At 72.2% G+C, this 22,844-nt stretch carries 2 protein-coding genes (1 of these 2 only partly in view); both read left to right on the forward strand.

Annotated features, from left to right (window positions below; genetic code table 11):
* On the forward strand, positions 1-13,671 hold the full coding sequence (locus OG379_RS38930) for an SDR family NAD(P)-dependent oxidoreductase (RefSeq protein WP_405668154.1): 13,671 nt from the start codon (positions 1-3) through the stop codon (positions 13,669-13,671).
* On the forward strand, positions 13,668-22,844 hold the 5' portion of the coding sequence (locus OG379_RS38935; protein ID WP_405668156.1) for an SDR family NAD(P)-dependent oxidoreductase. It continues 192 nt past the right edge of the window; the window shows 9,177 of its 9,369 coding nt (coding positions 1-9,177); its start codon is at positions 13,668-13,670; its stop codon lies beyond the right edge, outside the window. Before OG379_RS38930 ends, OG379_RS38935 begins: the two co-directional genes overlap by 4 nt.

Here is a 22,844-nt window from a genome sequence, read left to right on the forward strand (position 1 = left end):
ATGGACAGCCAGCTGGAGCGGCTTCTGCTGGATCTCAAGGCCGATCGCGTCTCCAAGGAGCACGTCAAGAGGTTCTTGAAGGAGCGTCAGGAGCCGGCGGAACCGGGATCGCCCACGGGCGCCCCGCCGGCGGTGCCCCCATCCGAGCTGCTGCGGTGCCACCCGGTCTGGAAGACGGCGGACACCCCCGCGACCGCGCGGAAACCGGGACACGTGGTGCTCCTCGCCGGGCCGTCGGCACTGGAGGACGCCCTGCGCCGGCAGGACGCGACGGTCGACGTACGCCTGCTGCGGTCCGGGGCCACGGGGTTCGCGGACCGATACGCCGAGCTCGCGGCCCAGGCGCTCACCTCGCTCCGTCCGTTGGCAGGCGACCCGGAACTGCGGCCCACGCTGGTGCAGCTCGTGGTCTCCCCGCAGGGGGACGACATCCTGCTGTCGGGTCTGATCGGCATGGTCAGGAGCGCGGGGCTGGAGAACCCCGGGATCGTGCCCCAGCTGCTTCTCGTCGACCCGGCCGCCGGGCCGACGGACACCGCCGCCCGGATCCTGGACAGTCGTGAGCGCGGCCAGGACCGCGTCGTGCGGTTCCGCGACGGCGTGCGCGAGGTACTGACGTGGCACGAGTCGGTGAGCCCCGAGCAAACGGCCACGTCCTGGCGGGAAGGCGGTACGTACGTCGTCACCGGAGGCCTCGGCGGGCTCGGACTGATCTTCGCCCGGGATCTGCTGCGGTCCGTACAGAACACGACCGTCCTGCTGAGCGGCCGCTCCGCCCTCGACAGCAGCCGGCGCCATCTGCTCGAAGGCCTCTACCGTCCGCAGGCGCGGGTGGAGTACAACCGGCTCGACGTGTCCGACCCGGCCGCTGTCGAGGCGTACCTGGCCGGCGTGCGGCGAGAGCACGGTGCCATCCACGGCGTCATCCACAGCGCCGGAGTGCTCCGGGACGGATTCGTGGCGCACAAGAGCGCCGAGGAGGTGCGTGAGGTCCTCGCCCCGAAGACGGCGGGCACCCTCAACCTCGACGCCGCCACCAAGGACGACGCACTGGACTTCTTCGCCCTGTTCTCCTCCACCGCGGCCGTCACGGGCAACGTCGGCCAGTGCGACTACGCCGCCGCCAACGCGTTTCTCGACGCGTTCGCCCACCACCGGGGCGGTCTGGTCGCGCAGGGGCTGCGGTCCGGGCGCAGCCTGTCGCTGAACTGGCCGCTGTGGGCCGAGGGCGGAATGCCGGTGGACACGGAGACGGAGCAGGCCCTGCGCGAGCAGACCGGCATGCACGCTCTGCGTACCGAGTCGGGCATCAGGGTCTTCCACGAGTCCCTCGGGTCGGAGCACTGCCAGGTGATGGCGGTCGAGGGCGACGTCCCTCGCATCCGCCGGACGCTGCTCGGGCAGTCGGCGACCAGCACCGGATCCGCCCCGGCCCCCGCCACGGTCACCGCTCCCGTTGCCGCGCCGCCCGAAGGCATCGGTGAGGAGGCACTGCTCGACCGGGTCGTCAGCAGGCTTCGGCAGTTGCTCAGCGATGTCATCGGCCTGCCCGTCGGGAAGATCGACGCCCAGACGCCACTGACGGACTACGGCATCGACTCCATCGTCGTCACCCGTCTCAACCGCAAGCTCGCCGCGGTCTTCCCGGATCTTCCCCGGACGTTGCTGTACGACTTCAACGCGCTGGACGCCCTCGCGTCCTACTTCCTCCGGGCGCACCGGCAGGGGTGTCTGGACTGGACGGGGACGGCGGCGCCCCGGCAGGCCGCTGCGGCACCGCGGCAGGAGACCGCCCACCCCGCTGAGCGGCAGGCGCCTGCCCAACCCGCTGAGCGGCCGGCGCCCGCGGCGGGGCCGTCCGCCTCCGCTCCCACCGAGGACGCGATCGCCGTCATCGGCATGAGCGGGCGGTTCCCGCAGGCCCGCAACCTGCGGGAGTTCTGGGAGAACCTGGCCGCCGGGCGGGACTGCGTCACGGAGATCCCCGAGGGCCGCTGGCCGCTGGAGGGCTTTTACCACCCCGACCGCGACGAGGCGGTGGCGGCGGGCCTGAGCTACAGCAAGTGGGGCGGATTCCTGGACGAGTTCGCAGAGTTCGACCCGCTGTTCTTCTCCATCTCGCCGCAGGAGGCGATGAGCATGGACCCGCAGGAGCGCCTGTTCCTGCAGGAGTCCTGGAACGCGCTGGAGGACGCGGGCTATACCCGGCAGCGGCTGGCCGATGCCCATCGGCGGAACGTGGGTGTCTTCGCCGGCGTCTCGAAGACCGGGTTCGACCTGTACGGGCCCGACTTGTGGAGGCGCGACGAGAAGCTGCACCCCTTGACCTCGTTCGCCTCGGTGGCGAACCGGGTGTCGTACCTGCTCGACCTCACCGGGCCCAGTCTGCCGGTCGACACCCTCTGCTCCTCGTCGCTGAGCGCGGTCCACGAGGCGATGCAGCACCTTCGCCGCGGCGAGTGCGACCTGGCTGTCGCCGGCGGGGTCAACCTCTACCTGCATCCGTCGAACTACACCCTGATGTCCGGCAAGCGGATGCTGTCGGAGGACGGCCGGTGCCGCAGCTTCGGTGCCGGTGGCAACGGGTTCGTGCCGGGGGAGGGCGTGGCGGTCGTCCTGCTCAAGCGGCTGTCCGATGCCGAGCGCGACAACGACAGCATCCGGGCCGTCCTGCGCGGCAGCAGCATCAACCACGGCGGCCGGACCAACGGCTACACCGTCCCCAGCCCGGTCGCGCAGGCCGAGGTGGTACGCGAGGCGCTCGCCAGGGCGGGCGTCTCCGCGGGCGAGGTGAGCTTCATGGAAGCGCACGGTACCGGCACCGAGCTGGGCGATCCGATCGAGATCGACGGGCTCACCCAGGCGTTCGCGTCCGACCAGGGCTCCGGGCAGCACTGCGCCATCGGCTCGCTGAAGAGCAACATCGGCCATCTGGAGGCCGCCGCCGGCATCGCCGGACTGCTCAAGGTCATCCTCCAGATGCAGCACGGGCAGATCGCGGCCAGCCTGCACGCGCAGGAATCCAACCCCAACATCGACTTCGCCCGGACGCCGTTCCGTCTCCAGCGGGAGACGGCCCCGTGGGAGCGGCCCGCGGTCAGTGGCGGCGACGGGCGGACCACGGAAGGCGACCGGATCGCCGGCGTCTCCTCGTTCGGCGCCGGCGGATCCAACGCCCACGTCGTCGTGGCGGAGTACCGCCGAGCCGACTCCCCGCCCCTTCCCGCACCCGAGGGCACCCCGCGCCTGGTCGTCCTCTCGGCGAAGGACCCCGAGCGGCTGCGGGAGCGGGCCCGGGACCTGCTCGACTGGCTGCTGCCGCAGGACCCCGCCACCGTCGACCTCGGTGCCGTCGCCCACACGCTGCAGCTCGGCCGTGAGGCGATGGACCATCGCCTCGCCCTCCTCGTCGCTTCGCCCGCCGACCTCACCCGGAAACTCACCGGGTTCGTCGCCGGCGAGCAGGACATCGACCTGCACCTCGGCAACGTCAAGGAGCACCGGGAGGCCCTCGCCGCCCTCGGTGACGACGGCGACATGGCCACGACCGTCGACGTGTGGATCGAGAAGGGCAAGTTCGACCGGCTGCTCGGTCTGTGGGTCAAGGGCCTGAGCGTCAACTGGGCCAAGCTGTACGGGTCCCGGCGGCCCCCCGTGCTCCCGCTGCCCGGTTACCCCTTCGCCCGCGAGCGCTACTGGGTGGGCGACCTGGGCGCGGCGGCCGGCTCCGCCGATTCCGCCGCCGGCCGGCACCACCCGCTCATCCACACCAACACCTCCACCCTCGACGCCCAGCGGTTCGGCTCGTACTTCTCCGGTGCGGAGTTCTTCCTCACCGACCACGTCGTCAACGGCCGCAAGGTGCTGCCGGCGGCCGCGCACCTGGAGATGGCCCGAGCCGCGCTGGAGGCCTCACTCGACGGTCCTACGGGCCGGACCGTGCTCCGCAACGTGGTGTGGGCCCAACCCCTTACGGTCGCCGAGCACCCGCTACGCGTCACGACGACGCTGTACGCCGCGCCTGCCGGTACCGTTCCGCCGCCCGGGGACTCCGCGCCCGCCAGGGAGGTGGCCTTCGAGATCTCCAGCGTTCCGGGAGAGGACCCGGACACGGACGCCGTCGTGCACAGTCAGGGCACCGTGCGCGCCCTCGCCGCCGCCACGCCGGTGGCCGTGGACGTGGCCGCGCTGCGGGAGGCGTGCGGTGCCGCCCGGATGGACGCCGACGAGTGCTACCGCATATACCGGTCTCTGGGCCTCGACTACGGCCCCGCGCAGCGCGGCATCGCGAGTGTGGCGATAGGCGACGGGCAGGCACTGGGCCGACTGCGCCTGCCGTCCGGTACGCCGGCCGGCACGGACGCCTACGTGCTGCATCCGAGCCTGCTGGACGCCGCCCTGCAGTGTGCTGTCGGCCTGTTCGGCCGGGACGGCGACGGCGCGGACTCCGGCCCTGCCCCGCTCCACCTCCCCTTCGCGCTCGACGAGTTGGACGTTCTGGGGCCGTGCACCGCGCAGATGTGGGCGTGGGTCCGGTACAGCGACGACGACCAGCCCGGTCTCGGGATCCGCAAGCTGGACATCGACCTCCTCGACGACACCGGGGTGCCGTGCTGCCGCCTGCGGGGATTCACCTCCCGCGTGTACACCGCCGAAACGACCGCCCAGCGGGCCGGCGGCACCCAGCCGACCGGTGCCGTCCGGCTCCCGGACGCCACCGCCGCGCAAGACGGCGGCGGCGCCCCTTCAGGAGACACGCTGGAGGAGCGGACCTGCCGGTACCTGGTCGACTTCCTCGCCACCGAGCTCCGCGTCCCCGCCGAGCGGATCGACGCGGACGACGCCCTCGAGCACTACGGCATCGACTCCATCCTGGCGATGAACCTGACCAACCGGCTGGAGCGGGTCTTCGGGTCGCTGTCCAAGACGCTGTTCTACGAGCACCAGAGCATCAGCGCCCTGTCCGGATACTTCGTCGATGCGCATCGGCCGCGCCTGGTCGAACTGCTCCCAGCGGAAGCCCCCGAGCCGTCCGCCACCCCGGCGGACGAGACCACCGTGCGGGGCGGGGCACGGCCGGGGCCCGCCCGCCCGGCCGTCGTGCGGCGCAGCCCGCGCGAGCCGGTGCGCGGGGACACGGAGATCGCCGTCATCGGACTGGCGGGGCGCTACCCCCAGGCACGCAACATCCGGGAGTTCTGGCAGAACCTGGCCGAGGGCCGCGACAGCGTCACGGAGATTCCCGCCGACCGCTGGGACCACGGCCGTTACTTCGACCCGGACAAGAACGCGCCCGGCAGGACCTACACCAAGTGGGGCGGCTTCCTGGACGGCGTCGACCGCTTCGACTCGCTGTTCTTCAACATCGCCCCGCGCGAGGCGGCGTTCATGGACCCGCAGGAGCGGCTGTTCCTGGAGTGTGTGCACGAGACGTTCGAGGACGCGGGGTACACCCGCGAGGCGCTGAGCCGCTGCGACGACCGCGGCCTGCCCGGCAACGTCGGCGTCTTCGTCGGCGTGATGTACGAGGAGTACCAGCTCTACGGTGCCCAGGAGCAGGCGCGCGGCCGGAACGTCACGCTGTCCGGCAGCGCGTCGACCATCGCCAACCGGGTGTCGTACGTCTTCGACCTGCACGGTCCGAGCATGGCCGTCGACACCATGTGCTCCTCGTCGCTCACCGCGCTGCACCTGGCCTGCCAGAGCCTTCGGACGGGGGGATGTGAGGTGGCCGTCGCGGGCGGCGTGAACCTCTCGCTGCACCCCAACAAGTTCCTGATGCTCGGCAGCGGCAAATACGCGTCGAGCAAGGGCCTGTGCGAGAGTTTCGGGCAGGGCGGGGACGGCTACGTCCCGGGGGAGGGTGTCGGCGCGGTCCTGCTCAAGCCACTCGCCCGCGCACGCGAGGACGGCGACAGCATCTACGGCGTCATCCGCGCCACCTCGGTCAACCACGGCGGCAAGACCAACGGGTACTCCGTGCCCAACCCGCGCGCGCAGTACAACGTCATCGGCCATGCGCTCCGTGAGGCCGGGGTCTTCGCGGACGCGGTCAGCTACGTCGAGGCGCACGGAACGGGCACCTCACTCGGCGACCCCATCGAGATCACCGGACTGACCCAGGCCTTCCGCGAGCACACCGAGCGGACGCAGTTCTGCGCGATCGGCTCGGTCAAGAGCAACATCGGGCACGCCGAGAGCGCGGCCGGCATCGCCGCACTGACGAAGGTGCTGCTGCAGATGAAGCACGGCCGGCTCGCACCCTCCCTGCACTCCGAAGTGCTCAACCCCCACATCGACTTCGACAGCAGCCCCTTCTACGTGGCCCGGGAGCTGGCACCGTGGAGTCGCCCCACGGGCGCCGACGGCACCGCCGCGTCGCGGATCGCCGGCATCTCCTCCTTCGGGGCGGGGGGCACCAACGCGCACGTCATCGTGGAGGAGTACCTTCCGGCGCCCCGCCCCGCGGACGGCTCTCCTGCTCCGGGCGGTCCCGCGGCCGTCGTCCTGTCCGCTCGGACGGACGACGCCCTGCGGGCACAGGCCGAGCAGCTGCTGCGCTGGACGACCGGGGAGGGCGCCACGGCCGAGCTCGCGGACATCGCCCACACCCTCCAGACAGGCCGGGAGGCCTACGAGGAACGCCTCGGGCTCCTCGCGGCCACGACCGGTGAACTCACCGGGAAGCTCCGGGCGTTCCTGGCCGGCGAGCCGGTGATCACCGGCCTGTACCGGGGCCGGGTGGAACGCCGGCAGGGCACCCTGGCCGTCTTCACCGCCGACGCCGAGCAGACCCGCACGCTGGATGCGGCGCTCGCGCAGCGCGCGTACGGCGAGCTCGTCAGGCTGTGGACGACCGGCCTCGTGGTGGACTGGTCGACGCTGCACAGCGCATCAGCATCCGCGTGGGCGCCGCGCCGCATATCGATGCCGACCTACCCCTTCCAGGGCGAGCGCCACTGGTTGGCCGACGCCACCGCGGCCGAGCCGGACCAGGCGGCGGTCCCGGGGCATCTCCATCCGCTGGTGCACGTCAACAGCTCCACTCTCCATGGCCAGCGCTTCACGTCCGTCTACACCGGCGAGGAGTTCTTCCTGCGGGACCACCAGGTCAGGGGCAGGCCCGTCCTGTCCGGCGCCGCCTGTCTGGAACTGGCCCGAGCCGCAGTGGCGGCCTCCGTCGACGAGCCCTACCGCGTCTCGGGCATCCGGAACGTGGCCTGGACGCGGCCGGTCACCCTGCACGAGCCGGGCCTGACCGTCCAGGTCCGCCTGCGGCCCGAGCAGGACGGTGAGGTCGGATTCACCATCCTCAGCCCGGGCGACCCGGCCACCGGAACTGCCGACACGGTCCACAGCGAGGGCGTGGTGCACGTGACCGCGCAACCCCTGGCTGCGGACACCGACGTCCGCGTCGACCTGCCGCGACTGCGGGAAACCTGCTCGACCCCGGGACCCGACGCCGACGCGCTGTACGCGAGCGCCGAGGCGCGCGGCATCAGCTACGGTCCGGGTCATCAGGGTGTCCAGCAGCTGTGGACGGGCGCGGGACAGGCCCTGGCCAGGATCGGGCTGCCGCAGGCGGTGCGGGACACCCAGCACGCCTACGGGCTCCACCCGTCGACCCTGGACGCCGGCCTGCAGGCGTGTGCGGGTCTGCTGTCCGGGGCAGCGGGCGAGGAACCGCAGCTGCCGTTCGCGCTGGACGAGGTCGAGATCCTCGGCCCCTGCCCACCGGAGGCCTGGGCCTGGGTGCGGGACAGCGCGGGCCATGAGGGCGCGGGCCTGCGTCGCCTGGACATCGACATCTGCGACGACGAGGGGCGGGTGCGGGTCCGGCTCAAGGGCGTCGCGCTGCGCGCCCACCCGGTGGCCACGACCGCCCGGGAGCTGTTCGCTGCTCCGCACTGGGTGACCGCGGTCCCGGCGCCGGCCACGGCCCCGGCGCCCGAGGGCCTGGTGCTCGTCGTGGAACTTCCCGACGTCGCCGCGGCACTGGAGGCGCAGGGCACCGTGCGCGTGGTCCGGCTGTCCTCGGGCGCGCCGGATGTAGGGCGCCGCTACACCGACTACGCGCTGCAGGTCTTCGACGAGGTCAAACGCCTGCTCGCGGCACCCGCCCACCACCCGGTCCGGGTACAGCTGCTCGCCCCGGCCGTCGATGCGTCGCTGTGGACGGGACTGGCCGCCGTCGTGAGATCGGCGGGACTGGAGAATCCCCGACTGCTCGGACAGATGGTGCTGGTGGACCCGGAGGACACCCCGGAGCGCGCCGTGTCCCTGGTCACGGTGGACCGCGCGGTTCTCACGGACGTCGCGGTGCGGTACCGCGGTGGCCTCCGCGAGGTCCTGAGGTGGCGCGAGGAGGACGTCCACCGCCGGTCGGCGGCGGCACCCTGGAAGGACGGGGGCGTGTACCTGGTCACCGGGGGCGCCGGCGGTCTGGGCATGGTCTTCGCCCAGGACATCGCCCGGCGGATCCGTGGAGGCCGCATCGTGATCGCCGGCCGTTCGCCCCGCGACGCGGCCAAGGACACGCTGCTGGAACAACTGCGCCGGCACGGCGCGGAGGCGGTCTACGTACAGGCCGACGTGGCGGTCAGGGACGACGTCGTGAGGCTCGTCCAGGAGACGAGGGAGCGGTACGGTCGGATCGACGGCGTCCTGCACGCCGCCGGCTTCACCAGCGACGCGTTCGTCATCAAGAAGGACGCGGACGCCTTCGCCCGGGTGCTGGCACCGAAGGTCGCCGGACTGGTGCACCTGGACGAGGCCACGCAGGACGCGGAGCTCGACTTCCTGATCACGTTCTCCTCGGTCGCGGGGGCCCTGGGCAATGTCGGACAGAGCGACTACGCGGCCGCGAACGCGTTCATGGACGCCTTCGCCTCCCACCGCAACGCGCTGGTGGCCCGGGGCGAGCGGCGGGGGAGGACACTGTCGGTCGCCTGGCCCCTGTGGGCCGACGGCGGGATGCGGGTCGACGCGCCGACGGAACGCGCGCTGCACGAGCGCTTCGGCCTGGTGCCGTTGCCGGACGGGGACGGGCTGCGCGCCCTGTACCTGGCCCTGGCTTCGCCCTCCGACCAGGTGATGGTGCTGTGGGGCGATCGCCGGAGGATCGCGCAGACCCTCCTCAGCGGACTCCTCGTGAACGGCCCGGTGCCCCGGCCCATGCCGTCGCCGGACGCCGCGGATTCCCCCGGGACGACCAGGAGGATGGCGGCAGTCGCGCAGGGCCTGGACGAGACGACCACGCAGCAGGCCGTGGCCTACTTCAAACGGCTCCTGTCCTCGGTCATCGACCTGCCCGCCGACCGGATAGACGCCGAGGCGTCGCTGGAGGACTACGGCGTCGACTCCGTCATGACCATGGAGATGACCCGCGCCCTGGAGGAGGTCTTCGGCTCGCTGCCCAAGACCCTGTTCTTCGAGCACCGGACCATCAGCGCCCTGACCCGCCACCTCCTGCAGACCCACCCGCAACAGATCGGGGAGCTGGTCCCCGCGGCGGGCGGACTGCGGCAGCCACCCGCCGTCGGGCCGGACGCCCCGGAACAGCCCGTTCCCGGAGCGGGACGGACGTGGCCAGTGCCGTCCGCTGCGCCGGCGGCGCGCCCCGCCGGTCCGGCCACGGCATCACCCGACGTGGCGGTCATCGGCCTGGCGGGCCGCTACCCCCAGGCCCGCGACGTGCGGGAGTTCTGGCAGAACCTCGCCGCAGGCAGGGACTGCGTCACCGAGATCCCGCGCGACCGCTGGGACCACGAGCGCTTTTTCGACGCGCGCAAGGGGGCCCCGGGGAAGTCTTACAGCAAGTGGGGCGGATTCCTCGACGGCGTCTACGACTTCGACCCGCAGTTCTTCAACATCTCCCCGCGCGAGGCGGAGATCATGGACCCGCAGGAGCGGCTGTTCCTGCAGTGTGTGCACGAAACCCTGGAGGACGCCGGGTACGTCCGGGACATCGGCAAGGACCGTACGGGCAACCGGCTCGACGGCCCGGTGGGCGTCTTCGTCGGCGTGATGTACCAGGAGTACCAACTCCACAGCGCCCGGGCGCTGGAGAACGGCGCGGCGCCGGTCGTGCCGGGCAACTCGGCATCCGTGGCGAACCGGGTCTCCCACGTGTTCAACTTCCGCGGCCCGAGCCTGAGCGTGGACACGATGTGCTCGTCCTCGCTGACGGCCGTGCATCTGGCCTGCCGGAGCCTGGAGGCGGGGGAGTGCGACACGGCGGTGGCCGGAGGAGTGAACCTCTCGCTGCACCCGAACAAGTACGTGCTCCTCAGCCAGGGCCGGCTCGCGTCGAGCAACGGCCGCTGCGCCAGCTTCGGCACCGGAGGCGACGGCTACGCACCGGGCGAGGGAGTGGGCGCGGTCCTGCTCAAGCCACTGGCACGGGCGGTAGCGGACGGCGACCGGATCTACGGCGTCATCAAGGGCACCGCCGCCAACCACCGCGGCAGAACGAGCGGCTACTCGGTTCCGGAACCGCTGGGGCAGGCGGAGGTCATCGGCGAGGCCCTGCGGCGCGCCGGCGTCGACGCGCGGGATGTGAGCTACATCGAGGCGAACAGCGTCGGCACCTCCCTGGGCGACCCGGTCGAGATCGCCGGACTGTGCAAAGCGTTCGACACCGACGACCGGGGGTTCTGCGCCATCGGCTCGGTGAAGAGCAACATCGGGCACGCCGAGAGCGCAGCCGGCATCGCCGGCATCACCAAGGTGCTGCTCCAGCTCGAGCACGGCGCGCTGGCCCCGTCCCTGCACGCCTCGGAACTCAACCCGCACATCGACTTCGAGCAGACCCCGTTCGTCGTGCAACGGGAATCGGCCGAGTGGCCGGCCCCTGTGGCGGACGACGGCACGCGCGGTGCGCTGCCCCGTGTCGCCGGCGTGTCGGCCTTCGGTGCCGGAGGCTCCAACGCCCACGTGGTGATAGCGGAGTACGTCCCCGACAGCCCCCTGCCGCGCTCGCCGGCCGACACCGGTGCGCGCGCCGTGATACCGCTGTCCGCCCGCACGACCGAGCAGCTTCGGGCACGGGCCGAACACCTGGTGGAGTGGCTGGGCCGCCCCGAGAACGCGGACCTGGTGCTCACGGACGTCGCCTACACCCTTCAGGTCGGCCGCGAAGCACGCGAGGAACGCCTCGGCGTCGTCGCTGCCTCCGTACCCGAGCTGGTCGCGCGGCTCGGCCGGTTCCTGGCCGACGAGTTCGCCGGAGGAGACGTGGTCCGCGGTTCGGTCGCCGACGGCGCCCAGAAACTGACGCTGTTCTCCTCGGACTCCGACCTCGACGTGATGATCGCGGCGTGGGCCGAGAAGGGGAAGTACGAGAAGCTGCTCGAACTGTGGGTCAGCGGAGTGCCCGTCAGCTGGCAGTCCCTCTACCGGACCGCGACTCCGCGGCGGGTCGCATTGCCTGCTTACCCGTTCGCGGCGGAGCGGTACTACGCCTTCGACGACCTGTCCGCCGCCGCACCGCCCGCGCTCGGCGGACCGGCGCCCCTGCACCCGCTTGTCCAGGCCAACACGTCCGACTTCAGCGAGCAACGCTTCACGTCCGTCGTGACCGGACAGGAGCGCTTCCTGGGCGACGGCGCCGCTCGCACCGTGCCGGGCGTGGCCTTCCTGGAGATGGCCGTGGCCGCGTGCTGCCTCAGCAGCAGGGCGAGCGTCGATCCCACCGCGCCGGTGGTGCTGCGCGACATCTCGTTCGCGCAGCCGCTCGCTCCGGGCGACGGCCGCCGCGCGACGCACGTCGGTCTTCGCCCGGAGGACGACGGCGACATCCGGTTCCGGATCCGGAGCACACCGGCAGGCGGGGACAGCGACGGGGACGCCGTCGAACACAGCACGGGGGTCCTGTACTTCGCAGAAGGAGCCGCGGAGACGGTCCTGGACGTGCCCGCCCTGCAAAGGGCCTGCCGCGGTGCCGGCCTGACCGGCGAGCAATACCACCAGGACCACCAGGACGACGGACCCGCTCCCGCATCCACCCTGCACGTGGTGCGGCACATCTGGACCGGACCCGGCCACACCCTGATCCGGCTGGCGCTGCCTGACCCGGACCGCGACACCGAGGACGGTCTGGTGCTACATCCGGGCCTGCTCGACGCCGCGGTACAGGTGTGCTCCGGCGTTCGAGCCCGGCCGGCCGGACCGGACCTGGCGGAGGGCGGCAGTGGACCCGCGACGGTCCGCGCCATCGACGAGATCCTCGTCCTCGACGCCTGCACGGCCTCGATGTGGGCCTGGGTGCGCCCCGCCGCAGAGCCGGCCGGCCCGGGGCGGGCCGCCGGCTTCGACATCGACCTGGCCGACGATCAGGGCCGGGTCCGCATCCGGATCGGCGGACTCTCCTTCGACCCGGCCGCCTCCGACCGGGACCACGTCGAACCGGCGGCACTCGGTCCCGCGGCGGGACCCCGCGACACCACTCCGGCCGAGGTGGAGGCGGCCGGGGGGCAGCCGCTCCTGCTCCGCGCGCAGTGGCAGGCCCGACCCGCGCCGACCCGGCCGCCCGCGGTCGACGCCCGCCCGACCGTGCTGCTCGCCGGAGTGCCCGGCTTGGCGCCGCTCCTGCGGAGCGACGACGCCGACGTGCTCGTGCTGGCCAGCGAGGAGGAGGTCCCGGAACGCCGGTACACCGCGTACGGCCAGCAGGTGCTGCGGCACCTGCGCTCCCTGGAGCGCGGCGCCGCCGGCCCGACCCATGTCCAACTGGTGGTTCCCGGTACTCCCGAAGCGACGCTGCTCACCGGACTCGCGGCCGTGCTCAGGACGGCCGGCCTCCAGAACCCGGCACTCACCGGGCAGGTCGTCGTGCTGGACCGGACGGACACCCCTGAGCGCGCCGTGCTGCGGATCCGGGAGAACCGCGACGTCCCCGAGGAGACTCTCGTGCGGTACGTCGACGGCCGGCGCGAGGTGCTGGCCTGGGCCGCGTGCGAGGACCGCGCCGCCCCTCACCCGCCGCCCTGGAAGGAGAACGGGGTCTATCTCAGCGCCGGCGCGTCCGGTGCCCTCGCACGGACCGTTGCGCGGGAGATCGCCACACAGACGGGGAACGCGACCGTGATCATCGTCGGCCCGTCGCCGCTGGACGCCGAGACCCGTGAGGTGCTGCGGCAGCCGGCGGTCGGCAGCGCAGTGCACTACGAGCAAGCCGACATCTCCAGCCGTTCCGCGGCGGACGCACTGGTCGCGCGGCTTCTGGAGCGGCACGGAGGGATCGACGGAGTCGTCCTCAGTGCCGGGGCCACCCGCGACGAGCTCGGCGTCCTCGCCCCGGAGGCGGCGGGCGTCGTGAACCTGGACGCCGCGACCCGGTCGCTCCCGCTGGACTTCTTCGTGACCGTCTCCTCCCCTGCCGGGGCAGGTGGCGGAGCCGGCCAGGTCGACGGCGCTGCGGCCCACGGGTTCCTGGACGCCTACGCGCGCCACCGGCAGGACCTGGTCGCCGGTGGTGAGCGCCGCGGGCACAGCCAGTCCGTGAACTGGCCGCCGGAGGCAGCCGGCATCGGCGAATTCCACCGGATCCTGCACTCCGAGTACAGCCAGATCCTGGTCGCGGTTCCTCCTGGCGGCCGCACCCTGGGGGACGCCTCGGTCCCGACGCAGCGGAAGTTCCTTACTTTCCCCACCGATGGGACGAATTCGTGACCCACTATGACGGCGACCTGCTCGAGGAGAAGGCGAGTGAGTTCCTCGAGCACCTTCTCTCCGAGACCACCAAGCTCCCCCTCGCCCGGGTGGACGCCAGCGCGTCGTTCGAGAGCTTCGGCCTCGACTCGGTCATGGCGATGGCCATGACCGCGCGGATGGAAGCGGTCTTCGGGTCGCTGCCCACCACCTTGTTCTTCGAGTTCGGTACGCCCCGTGAGTTGGCCCGGCACCTGGTCGCCACCCGTCGGTCCGACGTGTCGCGGCTGCTCGGAGAGGCCGCGACGGACCCGGTGGTCCCGGCCGCCGGCTCCCCGGCGGCCCGCGGCGGTGTCCGGCCCACGGGCCCGCTGCGACGCAAACCCCTGGCGTCGACGAGGTGGTCGGCGCAGCAGACCGAGGTACCGTCGCCCTCCGCGCCCCGCCCCGCTGCCGCGCGCCCCGCACGGCAGGGACTGGACATCGCGATCATCGGACTGGCCGGGCGCTACCCCAAGGCCCGCACCGTCGACGAGTTCTGGGCGAACCTGGCTGCCGGACGCGACTGCGTCACCACCATCCCGGCCGACCGGTGGGACCACGAGGCGTACTTCGATCCGGACCCGGACGCCCCCGGCAAGACGTACAGCCGGTGGGGTGGATTCATCGACGGCGTCGACGAGTTCGACCCGCTGTTCTTCAACATCTCGCCCGTCGAGGCGGAACGGATGGACCCCCAGGAGCGCTTGTTCCTCCAGTGCGTCCACGAGACCGTCGAGGACGCCGGATACACCCCGGACCGGCTGAAGGCTCCGACGGACTCCGGCCGCACCCCCGCCATCGGCGTCTACGTCGGCGTCATGTACTCGGAATACCAGCTGTACGGAGCCCAGGAGCAGGTGCTCGACAACCCGGTGGCCGTGTCCGGGAACATCGCGGCCGTCGCCAACCGGGTCTCGTACTACTTCGACTTCCAGGGCCCGAGCATGAGCGTCGACACCATGTGCTCGTCGTCGCTGACGGCCATCCAGCTGGCCTGCCAGAGCATCCGGTCCGGCAGCTGCGACCTGGCGGTCGCCGGCGGGGTCAACGTGTCGGTGCATCCCAACAAATACCTGCTCCTGGGGCAGAGCCGGTTCGTCTCCAGCACGGGACGGTGCGAGAGCTTCGGCGAGGGAGGCGACGGATACGTCCCGGGCGAGGGTGTGGGCGCCGTCCTGCTCAAGCCGCTGGAGCAAGCCCTGAAGGACCGGGACCACATCCACGGGGTCATCCGGGGCGTCGCCGTCAACCACGGCGGACGGACCAACGGCTACTCCGTCCCCAGCCCGGCCACTCAGGCACGCGTGATCACCGACGCCTGGCAGCAGGGCGGCATCGAACCGGACGCGGTCACCTATATCGAGGCGCACGGCACCGGCACGGCTCTCGGGGATCCCATCGAGGTCGCCGGACTCACCCGGGCCTTCGGTGAGCACGTGCGCGAGGGCCGGTCCTGCGCGATCGGATCGGTCAAGAGCAACATCGGCCACGCCGAGAGCGCCGCCGGCATCTCCGGGCTCACCAAGGTGCTGCTCCAGATGCGGCACGGCCAGATCGCCCCCTCGATCCACTCCACCGCACTCAACCCGAACATCGACTTCGACGGCACGCCCTTCACGGTCCAGCAGACTCTCACCGACTGGCCGCGGCCGGTCATCACCGTCGACGGCCGGGAGCGCGAGCTTTCGCGGACCGCCGGCATCTCCTCCTTCGGGGCGGGGGGAACCAACGCGCACCTGGTCGTAGAGGAGTACCGGCCGGACCCGGACGACGCGCCGGATCCCGCGGTCACCTCCAACGGCCCCGTCCCGGTCGTCCTGTCCGCCCGCACCATGGAGCTCCTGCGGCAGAAGGCGGCGCAACTCGCGGACTGGATCGAGCAGAAGGACCTTTCGACCTCCGATCTGCCCGCGCTCGCCCACACGCTCCAGACAGGGCGCGAGGCCATGCGGGAACGGCTCGGTCTCGTCACGCACGCCATGCCGGACCTGCTCGCCCGCCTCCGGGACTTCGCCGACGGGCGCCCCGACGTCGAGGGAGCGGTCCACGGCCGGGCGAGCGGAGCGGCGGCGGACCCGGACGGGCCCGTGGCGCTCGCCCGGGGGGACCTCCCGGGGCTGCTGGCCTCGTGGGTCCAGGGCGGCACCGTCGACTGGCACGCGCTGCACGGCAGCCGGTGCCCGGCCCGCATGGCCCTGCCCTCCTACCCGTTCGCCAGGAACCGGTACTGGATCGACACCACGCGTTCCGCAGCGGCCCTCGCTCCGCGCGGTGCGTCAGCGCGTTCCGGCGCGGCCGCGGCGACCGGGGAGGACCAGCCGCCGGCAGCCCTCCTCTTCGCAGAGTCCTGGGAGCCGGAAGCCCTCCCCGCCATCCGCCGGGGCGACGCCCCGCAGACCCTGGTCTGCCTCTGCACCGACCCGGCGGACCGTGTCGAGCTGGCGCGCACCGCACGCGGGCTGGACCCCGCGGTCACCCTGGTGTTCGTCACCCGGGGACCGGGTTTCGCCCGGACGTCCGACCACTGCTACGAAGCCGATCACCAGTCCCCGGACGACTGCGTCCGCGTCTTCGACGACATCCGGGCGCGGTACGGCGCGGTCGACGGCGTCCTGAACCTGTGGTCGCTGGACGGCGCCGAGCTGCCCGGCTCGTACACCGCCACCGTGCACCTCCTGCAGGCCATCGCCGCGTCAGGGCTGCCGGTGGGGCGTGTCCTGCAGGCCGGGGAGTTCCGCGACGGCGTCGAGCGGGCGTACGCGGAATCGTGGCTCGGCTTCGAGCGCTCCCTCGGCAGGGTCCTACCCGACGTGCCGTTCGCCGCGATCCTGCAGGAGTCCCAGGACCCGCCCGCCGGGGCAGCCCGAGGCGGCTGGTTCGAGTGCCTGTGGAACGAGTGGTCCGCCGGGACGTCCGGGAGCGCGCTGTACCGCGCCGGTGTCCGCCATGCCAGCCGGGTCCGTCCGAGCCCGCCCGGTGCCGGCAAGCACCTCCTGAGGCCGGACGGCACGTACCTCATCACGGGCGGAACCGGCGGACTGGGCCTCCTGCTCGCCGAGCACCTGGCCAGGACCTGGTCTGCGCGCCTGGTACTGACCGGGCGCTCGGCCCTCGACGCCCGCAAGCGCCGCAGCATCGCGAGGATCGAGTCGCTGGGCGGCGAGGTCCTGTACCGACAGGCCGACGTCGCCGATCGGCAGGCCATGCGGGAGGTGGTGGCCACCGCGCGGGAGCGGTTCGGTCCGATCCACGGCGCGGTGCATGCCGCCGGTGTCACCGAGGGCACGTCGCTGCTCGCCGGCGACGCCCGGTCCTTCCAGGACCTGCTGTCCGCCAAGGTGGACGGCACGCGCGTGCTCGACGACGTGCTGGCCGCGGAACCCCTCGACTTCGTCTGCTACTTCTCATCGACGTCGGCAGTCCTCGGTGACTTCGGCGGCTGCGCCTACTCGGTGGCCAACCGCTTCCAGACGTCCTATGCCCGGCACCGCGACCAGCAGGTCCGCCGGGGAGCGCTGTCCGGCGCGACGGTGGCCGTCAACTGGCCCCTGTGGAGCGGCGGCGGTATGGGGTTCGACGACGCGGACGGCGTCGCGCTGTACCTCTCCACCAGCGGGCTGCGCCTGCTGGGGGAAGCCGAGGGACTGACGCTCTTCGAACAGCTCCTGGGACAGGGGAAGACCCAGCAGATCGTCATGGCCGGTGATCCGGCACGCGTACGGCGCATGCTCGACGCGGAGCCCGGGCCGGCGGCATCACGACGCGACGTCCCCGCTGCCGCCCCCGCCCCCCACGTCCCCACCACCCACGCAGACGCGTCCCGCCGTACGGAGGTCCCGGAGCCGGAGGCCGGCAGGGACGCGGACCTCGCACCGCTGGTGCTCGCGGCCCTCAAGACGGCGATCGTCGACGTACTGCGGGTAACGCGCGAGCAGATCCACACCGACGAGAGCCTTTCCGAGCTCGGCTTCGACTCGGTCAGTCTGGTCAAGCTGGCCCGGACCCTGGAGGAGAGTCTTGCGATCGAGGTGCTGCCCTCGGTCTTCTTCTCCTACCCCACCCCGCAGAAGCTGGTCGAGCATCTGGTCGCCGAGCACCGCGAGGCGCTGCGCCGGCCCGGCGCGGGGGACGCAGCCACGGACAGCGCCCCCGCCACTTCCGGGACTCCGGACGCCGAGGTCTCCGGCGCCGCAGCCGACGAGCGGTCCGAGTCCGCCCCGGCACAGCGGCCCGGGGCGCCCACGGAACCGGAGCCGATCGCTGTCATCGGCATGAGCGGCCGTTTCCCCGGCGCCCGGTCCGTCGACGAGTTCTGGGAGAACCTCCTGCAGGGCAAGGACGCGCTGACCGCCGTCCCGGAGGACCGGCGCACCGACTGGGACGGGCTGGAGGCGGAGCAGCAGGAGGCCGTCCGCTGCGGTTTCGTCCCGGGCATCGCGGAGTTCGACGCCGCGTTCTTCGAGATCTCGCCGCGCGAGGCACGCACCCTGGACCCGCGCCAGCGACTGCTGCTCCAGGAGGCCTGGCGTGCCCTGGAGGACGCGGGCTACGGCGAACGCAAGCTGCGTGCCGGAACGATCGGCATGTTCGTCGGTGCCGAGCAGGGCGACTACCCCGAGCTGACCGGAGGCGAGGGTGGCATCACCGCCCAGCACGAGGCGGTCATGGCTTCGCGTCTGGCCTACCTCCTCGACTTCTCCGGGCCGGTGCTGGCCGTCAACACCGCTTGTTCTTCGGGGCTGTCAGCCGCCCACCAGGCCTGCGCGAGCCTGCGGGGCGGCGAATGCGACACGGCGCTGGTCGCCGGAGTGAGCCTGGCGACCACCGCACGCGGCTACACCGAGATGAGCAAGGCGGGCATGCTCTCCGAGAGCGGCGTCTGCCACGCCTTCGGCAAGGGGGCCGACGGCATGGTCCTCGGTGAGGCTGTTCCCGTCCTCGTCCTCAAGCGCCTGTCCCGGGCGGAGGCCGACGGCGATCGCGTCCTGGCGGTGATCCGCGGCAGCGGTATGAACTACGACGGGCGGACGAACGGCATCACCGCCCCGAGCGGGGCAGCTCAGGCGCGGCTCTACCGCCAGGCCTACGACCGGCACGGCATCGACCCCGGGCGCATCGAGCACATCGTGGCGCACGGTACGGGAACACCGCTCGGCGATCCGGTCGAGGTGAACGCCCTGAACGAGGCGTACCGGGAGCTCACCGACCGGACCGGCTTCTGCGCGCTGACCTCCACCAAGACGAACGTCGGTCACACCCTGGCGGCGTCCGGACTGGTCGGTCTGATCACCCTGGTCCAGTCGGTCCGGCACGGCGTCGTCCCGGCGAGTCTGCACTGCGACCAGGACAGCGACTACATCGCGTGGAGGGACAGCCCCTTCTACGTCAACAAGGAGACCAGGACCTGGCCGGCGGGGCCCACGGACACCAGGCTCGGCGCGGTGAGCTCCTTCGGGATGAGCGGGACCAACGTCCACATGGTGGTGGAGAGTTACCCCGAACCCGCCCGCCGCGCTCCGGTCGCGGAGGCCCCGGTGCTGCTTCTCGTGTCCGCCAAGACTCCCGACGGACTGCAGCGGCATCTCCAGGAGCTCCGGTCGGCGCTCGCGCAGGGAGAACTCGACCACCCGCGGCTGAGGGACACGGCCTACACCCTGCAGGAGGGCAGACAGCACTTCACCTACCGCTGCGCACTCGTCGTCAGCGCGGGGGACGCCCTCTCCGTGCTGTCCGCCGCGGGAAGCGGCCAGGCACATCCGATGGTGAGGCGTGGCGAGGCACCACGCGACCAGGACCGTTCGCTGCTGGAGGTCCAGGTGCGGGCGCTCCTGGACGTGATCCGGGCACCTGGCGTACCGGCGGAGCGGTACCAGGAGGTGTGCTGCGTCCTGGCCGAGCTCTACTGCCAGGGCGCGGCCCCGGACTGGCCGGCGCTGTTCACCGGCGACAGGCCCCGGACCGTCACGCTGCCCGGCTACTCCTTCGCGCGCTCGCCGCACTGGGCCACGGACGGACGGCGCGCTCCGGCAGGGACGCCTGCGCAGGCGATCGCACCGGCACGGGAACCAAAGGAGTCGGCCGCACCGGTGGCGCTGCGTGCGCCCGCCGAGCTCGCCGCACCGGGTGCCGTCCCGGGGAGGAAGCCGCGGATCCTGCTCCAGGACGCGGGCGCAGCGGACGCCTGGGTGACAGCTCCACTCGCCAAGCCCAGCGGTGTCGTACTGACCGGCACCGGTGGCGCGGTGGCGCGGGCGGTTCCTCCGGTGACCCGGGCTCCTTCCGTCTCCCCGGCACCTTCGGCCTCTCCGGTGTCTCCGGTGGCCACCTCGCCGGTGGCGGGGGAGCGGGCCGGCGGGCCGGGGCGTCCGTCGAGTGCGCTGCGGGAGGAGTTGAGGGCGGGACTCGCGGCGGTGCTGTTCCTGTCGGAGAGCGAGATCGATCCCCGGCGCAACTTCGTGGAGCTGGGTCTGGACTCCATCATCGGGGTGGAGTGGGTCAAGGCGATCAACAAGGCGTACGGCACGTCGTTGACCGCGACGCGGCTGTACGACTACCCGACGGTGACGGAGTTGGCCGCCTACGTGGCGCAGCTGATGCCGGCCGGGGAGACCGACGCGCCGGCGGTGCAGCCGGACCCGGAGCCGGAGCCGGAGCCGGGGTTCGTGCCGCGGCCGGGTGGTCCTTCGGCCTCTCCGGTGTCTCCGGTGGCCACCTCGCCGGTGGCGGGGGAGCGGGCCGGCGGGCCGGGGCGTCCGTCGAGTGCGCTGCGGGAGGAGTTGAGGGCGGGACTCGCGGCGGTGCTGTTCCTGTCGGAGAGCGAGATCGATCCCCGGCGCAACTTCGTGGAGCTGGGTCTGGACTCCATCATCGGGGTGGAGTGGGTCAAGGCGATCAACAAGGCGTACGGCACGTCGTTGACCGCGACGCGGCTGTACGACTACCCGACGGTGACGGAGTTGGCCGCCTACGTGGCGCAGCTGATGCCGGCCGGGGAGACCGACGCGCCGGCGGTGCAGCCGGACCCGGAGCCGGAGCCGGAGCCGGGGTTCGTGCCGCGGCCGGGTGGTCCTTCGGCCTCTCCGGTGTCTCCGGTGGCCACCTCGCCGGTGGCGGGGGAGCGGGCCGGCGGGCCGGGGCGTCCGTCGAGTGCGCTGCGGGAGGAGTTGAGGGCGGGACTCGCGGCGGTGCTGTTCCTGTCGGAGAGCGAGATCGATCCCCGGCGCAACTTCGTGGAGCTGGGTCTGGACTCCATCATCGGGGTGGAGTGGGTCAAGGCGATCAACAAGGCGTACGGCACGTCGTTGACCGCGACGCGGCTGTACGACTACCCGACGGTGACGGAGTTGGCCGCCTACGTGGCGCAGCTGATGCCGGCCGGGGAGACCGACGCGCCGGCGGTGCAGCCGGACCCGGAGCCGGAGCCGGAGCCGGGGTTCGTGCCGCGGCCGGGTGGTCCTTCGGCCTCTCCGGTGTCTCCGGTGGCCACCTCGCCGGTGGCGGGGGAGCGGGCCGGCGGGCCGGGGCGTCCGTCGAGTGCGCTGCGGGAGGAGTTGAGGGCGGGACTCGCGGCGGTGCTGTTCCTGTCGGAGAGCGAGATCGATCCCCGGCGCAACTTCGTGGAGCTGGGTCTGGACTCCATCATCGGGGTGGAGTGGGTCAAGGCGATCAACAAGGCGTACGGCACGTCGTTGACCGCGACGCGGCTGTACGACTACCCGACGGTGACGGAGTTGGCCGCCTACGTGGCGCAGCTGATGCCGGCCGGGGAGACCGACGCGCCGGCGGTGCAGCCGGACCCTGACCCGGCGGCGCAGCCGGACCCGGACCCGGAGCCGCCTTACGTACCCGCGCCGGTGCCCGTCACCGAGCCGGTGAGAGCGCGGGTGCCCGTACCCGTACCCGTACCCGTACCCGTGCCTGACCCGGTGCGGGCGTCCCTGCCGGCCCCCATGCCTCCACGGGACCGTTCCCCCGGGACGCGCGAGCATGGGGGGAAGACCGCCACCGGGCCCGCAGCGCCGGACGGGTACACTCCGCCCGCCGCACGTCGCGGTGACCGCGCGGCCGTGGTCGGAATGTCCGGGCGCTACCCGGACGCGGACAACCTCCGCCAGTACTGGGCCAACCTCCGCGACGGCCGTGACTCCGTCCGGGAGGTGCCCGCCGACCGGTGGGACGTGTCCCGCTACTACGACCCCCGACCCGGCCGAAAAGGAAAGACCTACTGCAAGTCGATGGGCTATCTGGAGGACGCGGACTGTTTCGACCCGCTGTTCTTCAACATCTCGCCGGCCGAAGCGGAAGGCATCGACCCCCAGCACCGCCTGTTCCTGCAGGAGGCCTACCGGGCTTTCGAGGACGCCGGCTACGACCCCGGGTCGCTGAGCAAGAAGAAGTGCGGTGTCTACCTGGGCATCAGCGGCAACGAGTACAGCTTCCTGGCAGCAGCCAACCGGAGCGAGGAGGAGACCGTCGCGACGAGCAGCAGCAACGCGATCGCCGCGGCACGCATCGCCTACTTCCTCAACCTCAAGGGCCCGGCGATCGCCCTGGACACCGCATGCTCGTCCTCGCTCGTCGCATTGCACCTCGCCCAGCAGGCGCTGGCCAGCGGTGAGATCGACATCGCCCTGGTCGGAGGCGTCTCGCTCTACCTGCTGGCGGGCTCCTACGTCAGGATGTCGGGAGCGCAGATGCTGTCGGCGCGCGGGCAGTGCCGCTCCTTCGACCAGGGGGCCGACGGTTTCGTGCCGGGCGAGGGCGTAGGCGCCCTGGTGCTGAAGCGGCTGAGCGACGCCGAAGCCGGTCACGACCACATCTACGGTGTGGTCCTGGCGTCCGGTACGAACCAGGACGGCAAGACCAACGGCATCACGGCGCCCAGCGCCAACAGCCAGATGGAACTGTTCCGCTCGGTCTACGACCGGCACGGCATCGACGCGGCTTCGATCGGCTACGTCGAGACGCACGGTACGGGGACGAGACTCGGGGATGCGATCGAACTCGACGCCCTCGGCACGGTCTACCGCGAACGGGGCGTGGCCGCGGGATCATGCGCCATCGGCTCGGTGAAGAGCAACATCGGACACACGTCCGCCGCCGCCGGCATCGCCGGCGTCCACAAGGTGCTGCTCGGCCTGCGTCACGGGCTG

Origin of the sequence: Streptomyces sp. NBC_01166 (assembly GCF_045039765.1) — a bacterium.
GTDB lineage: Bacteria > Actinomycetota > Actinomycetes > Streptomycetales > Streptomycetaceae > Streptomyces.

Coding starts and splice junctions, on each gene's coding strand:
- OG379_RS38930 (WP_405668154.1), top strand. CDS start 1: ATGGACAGCCAGCTGGAGCGGCTTCTGCTGGATCTCAAGGCCGATCGC.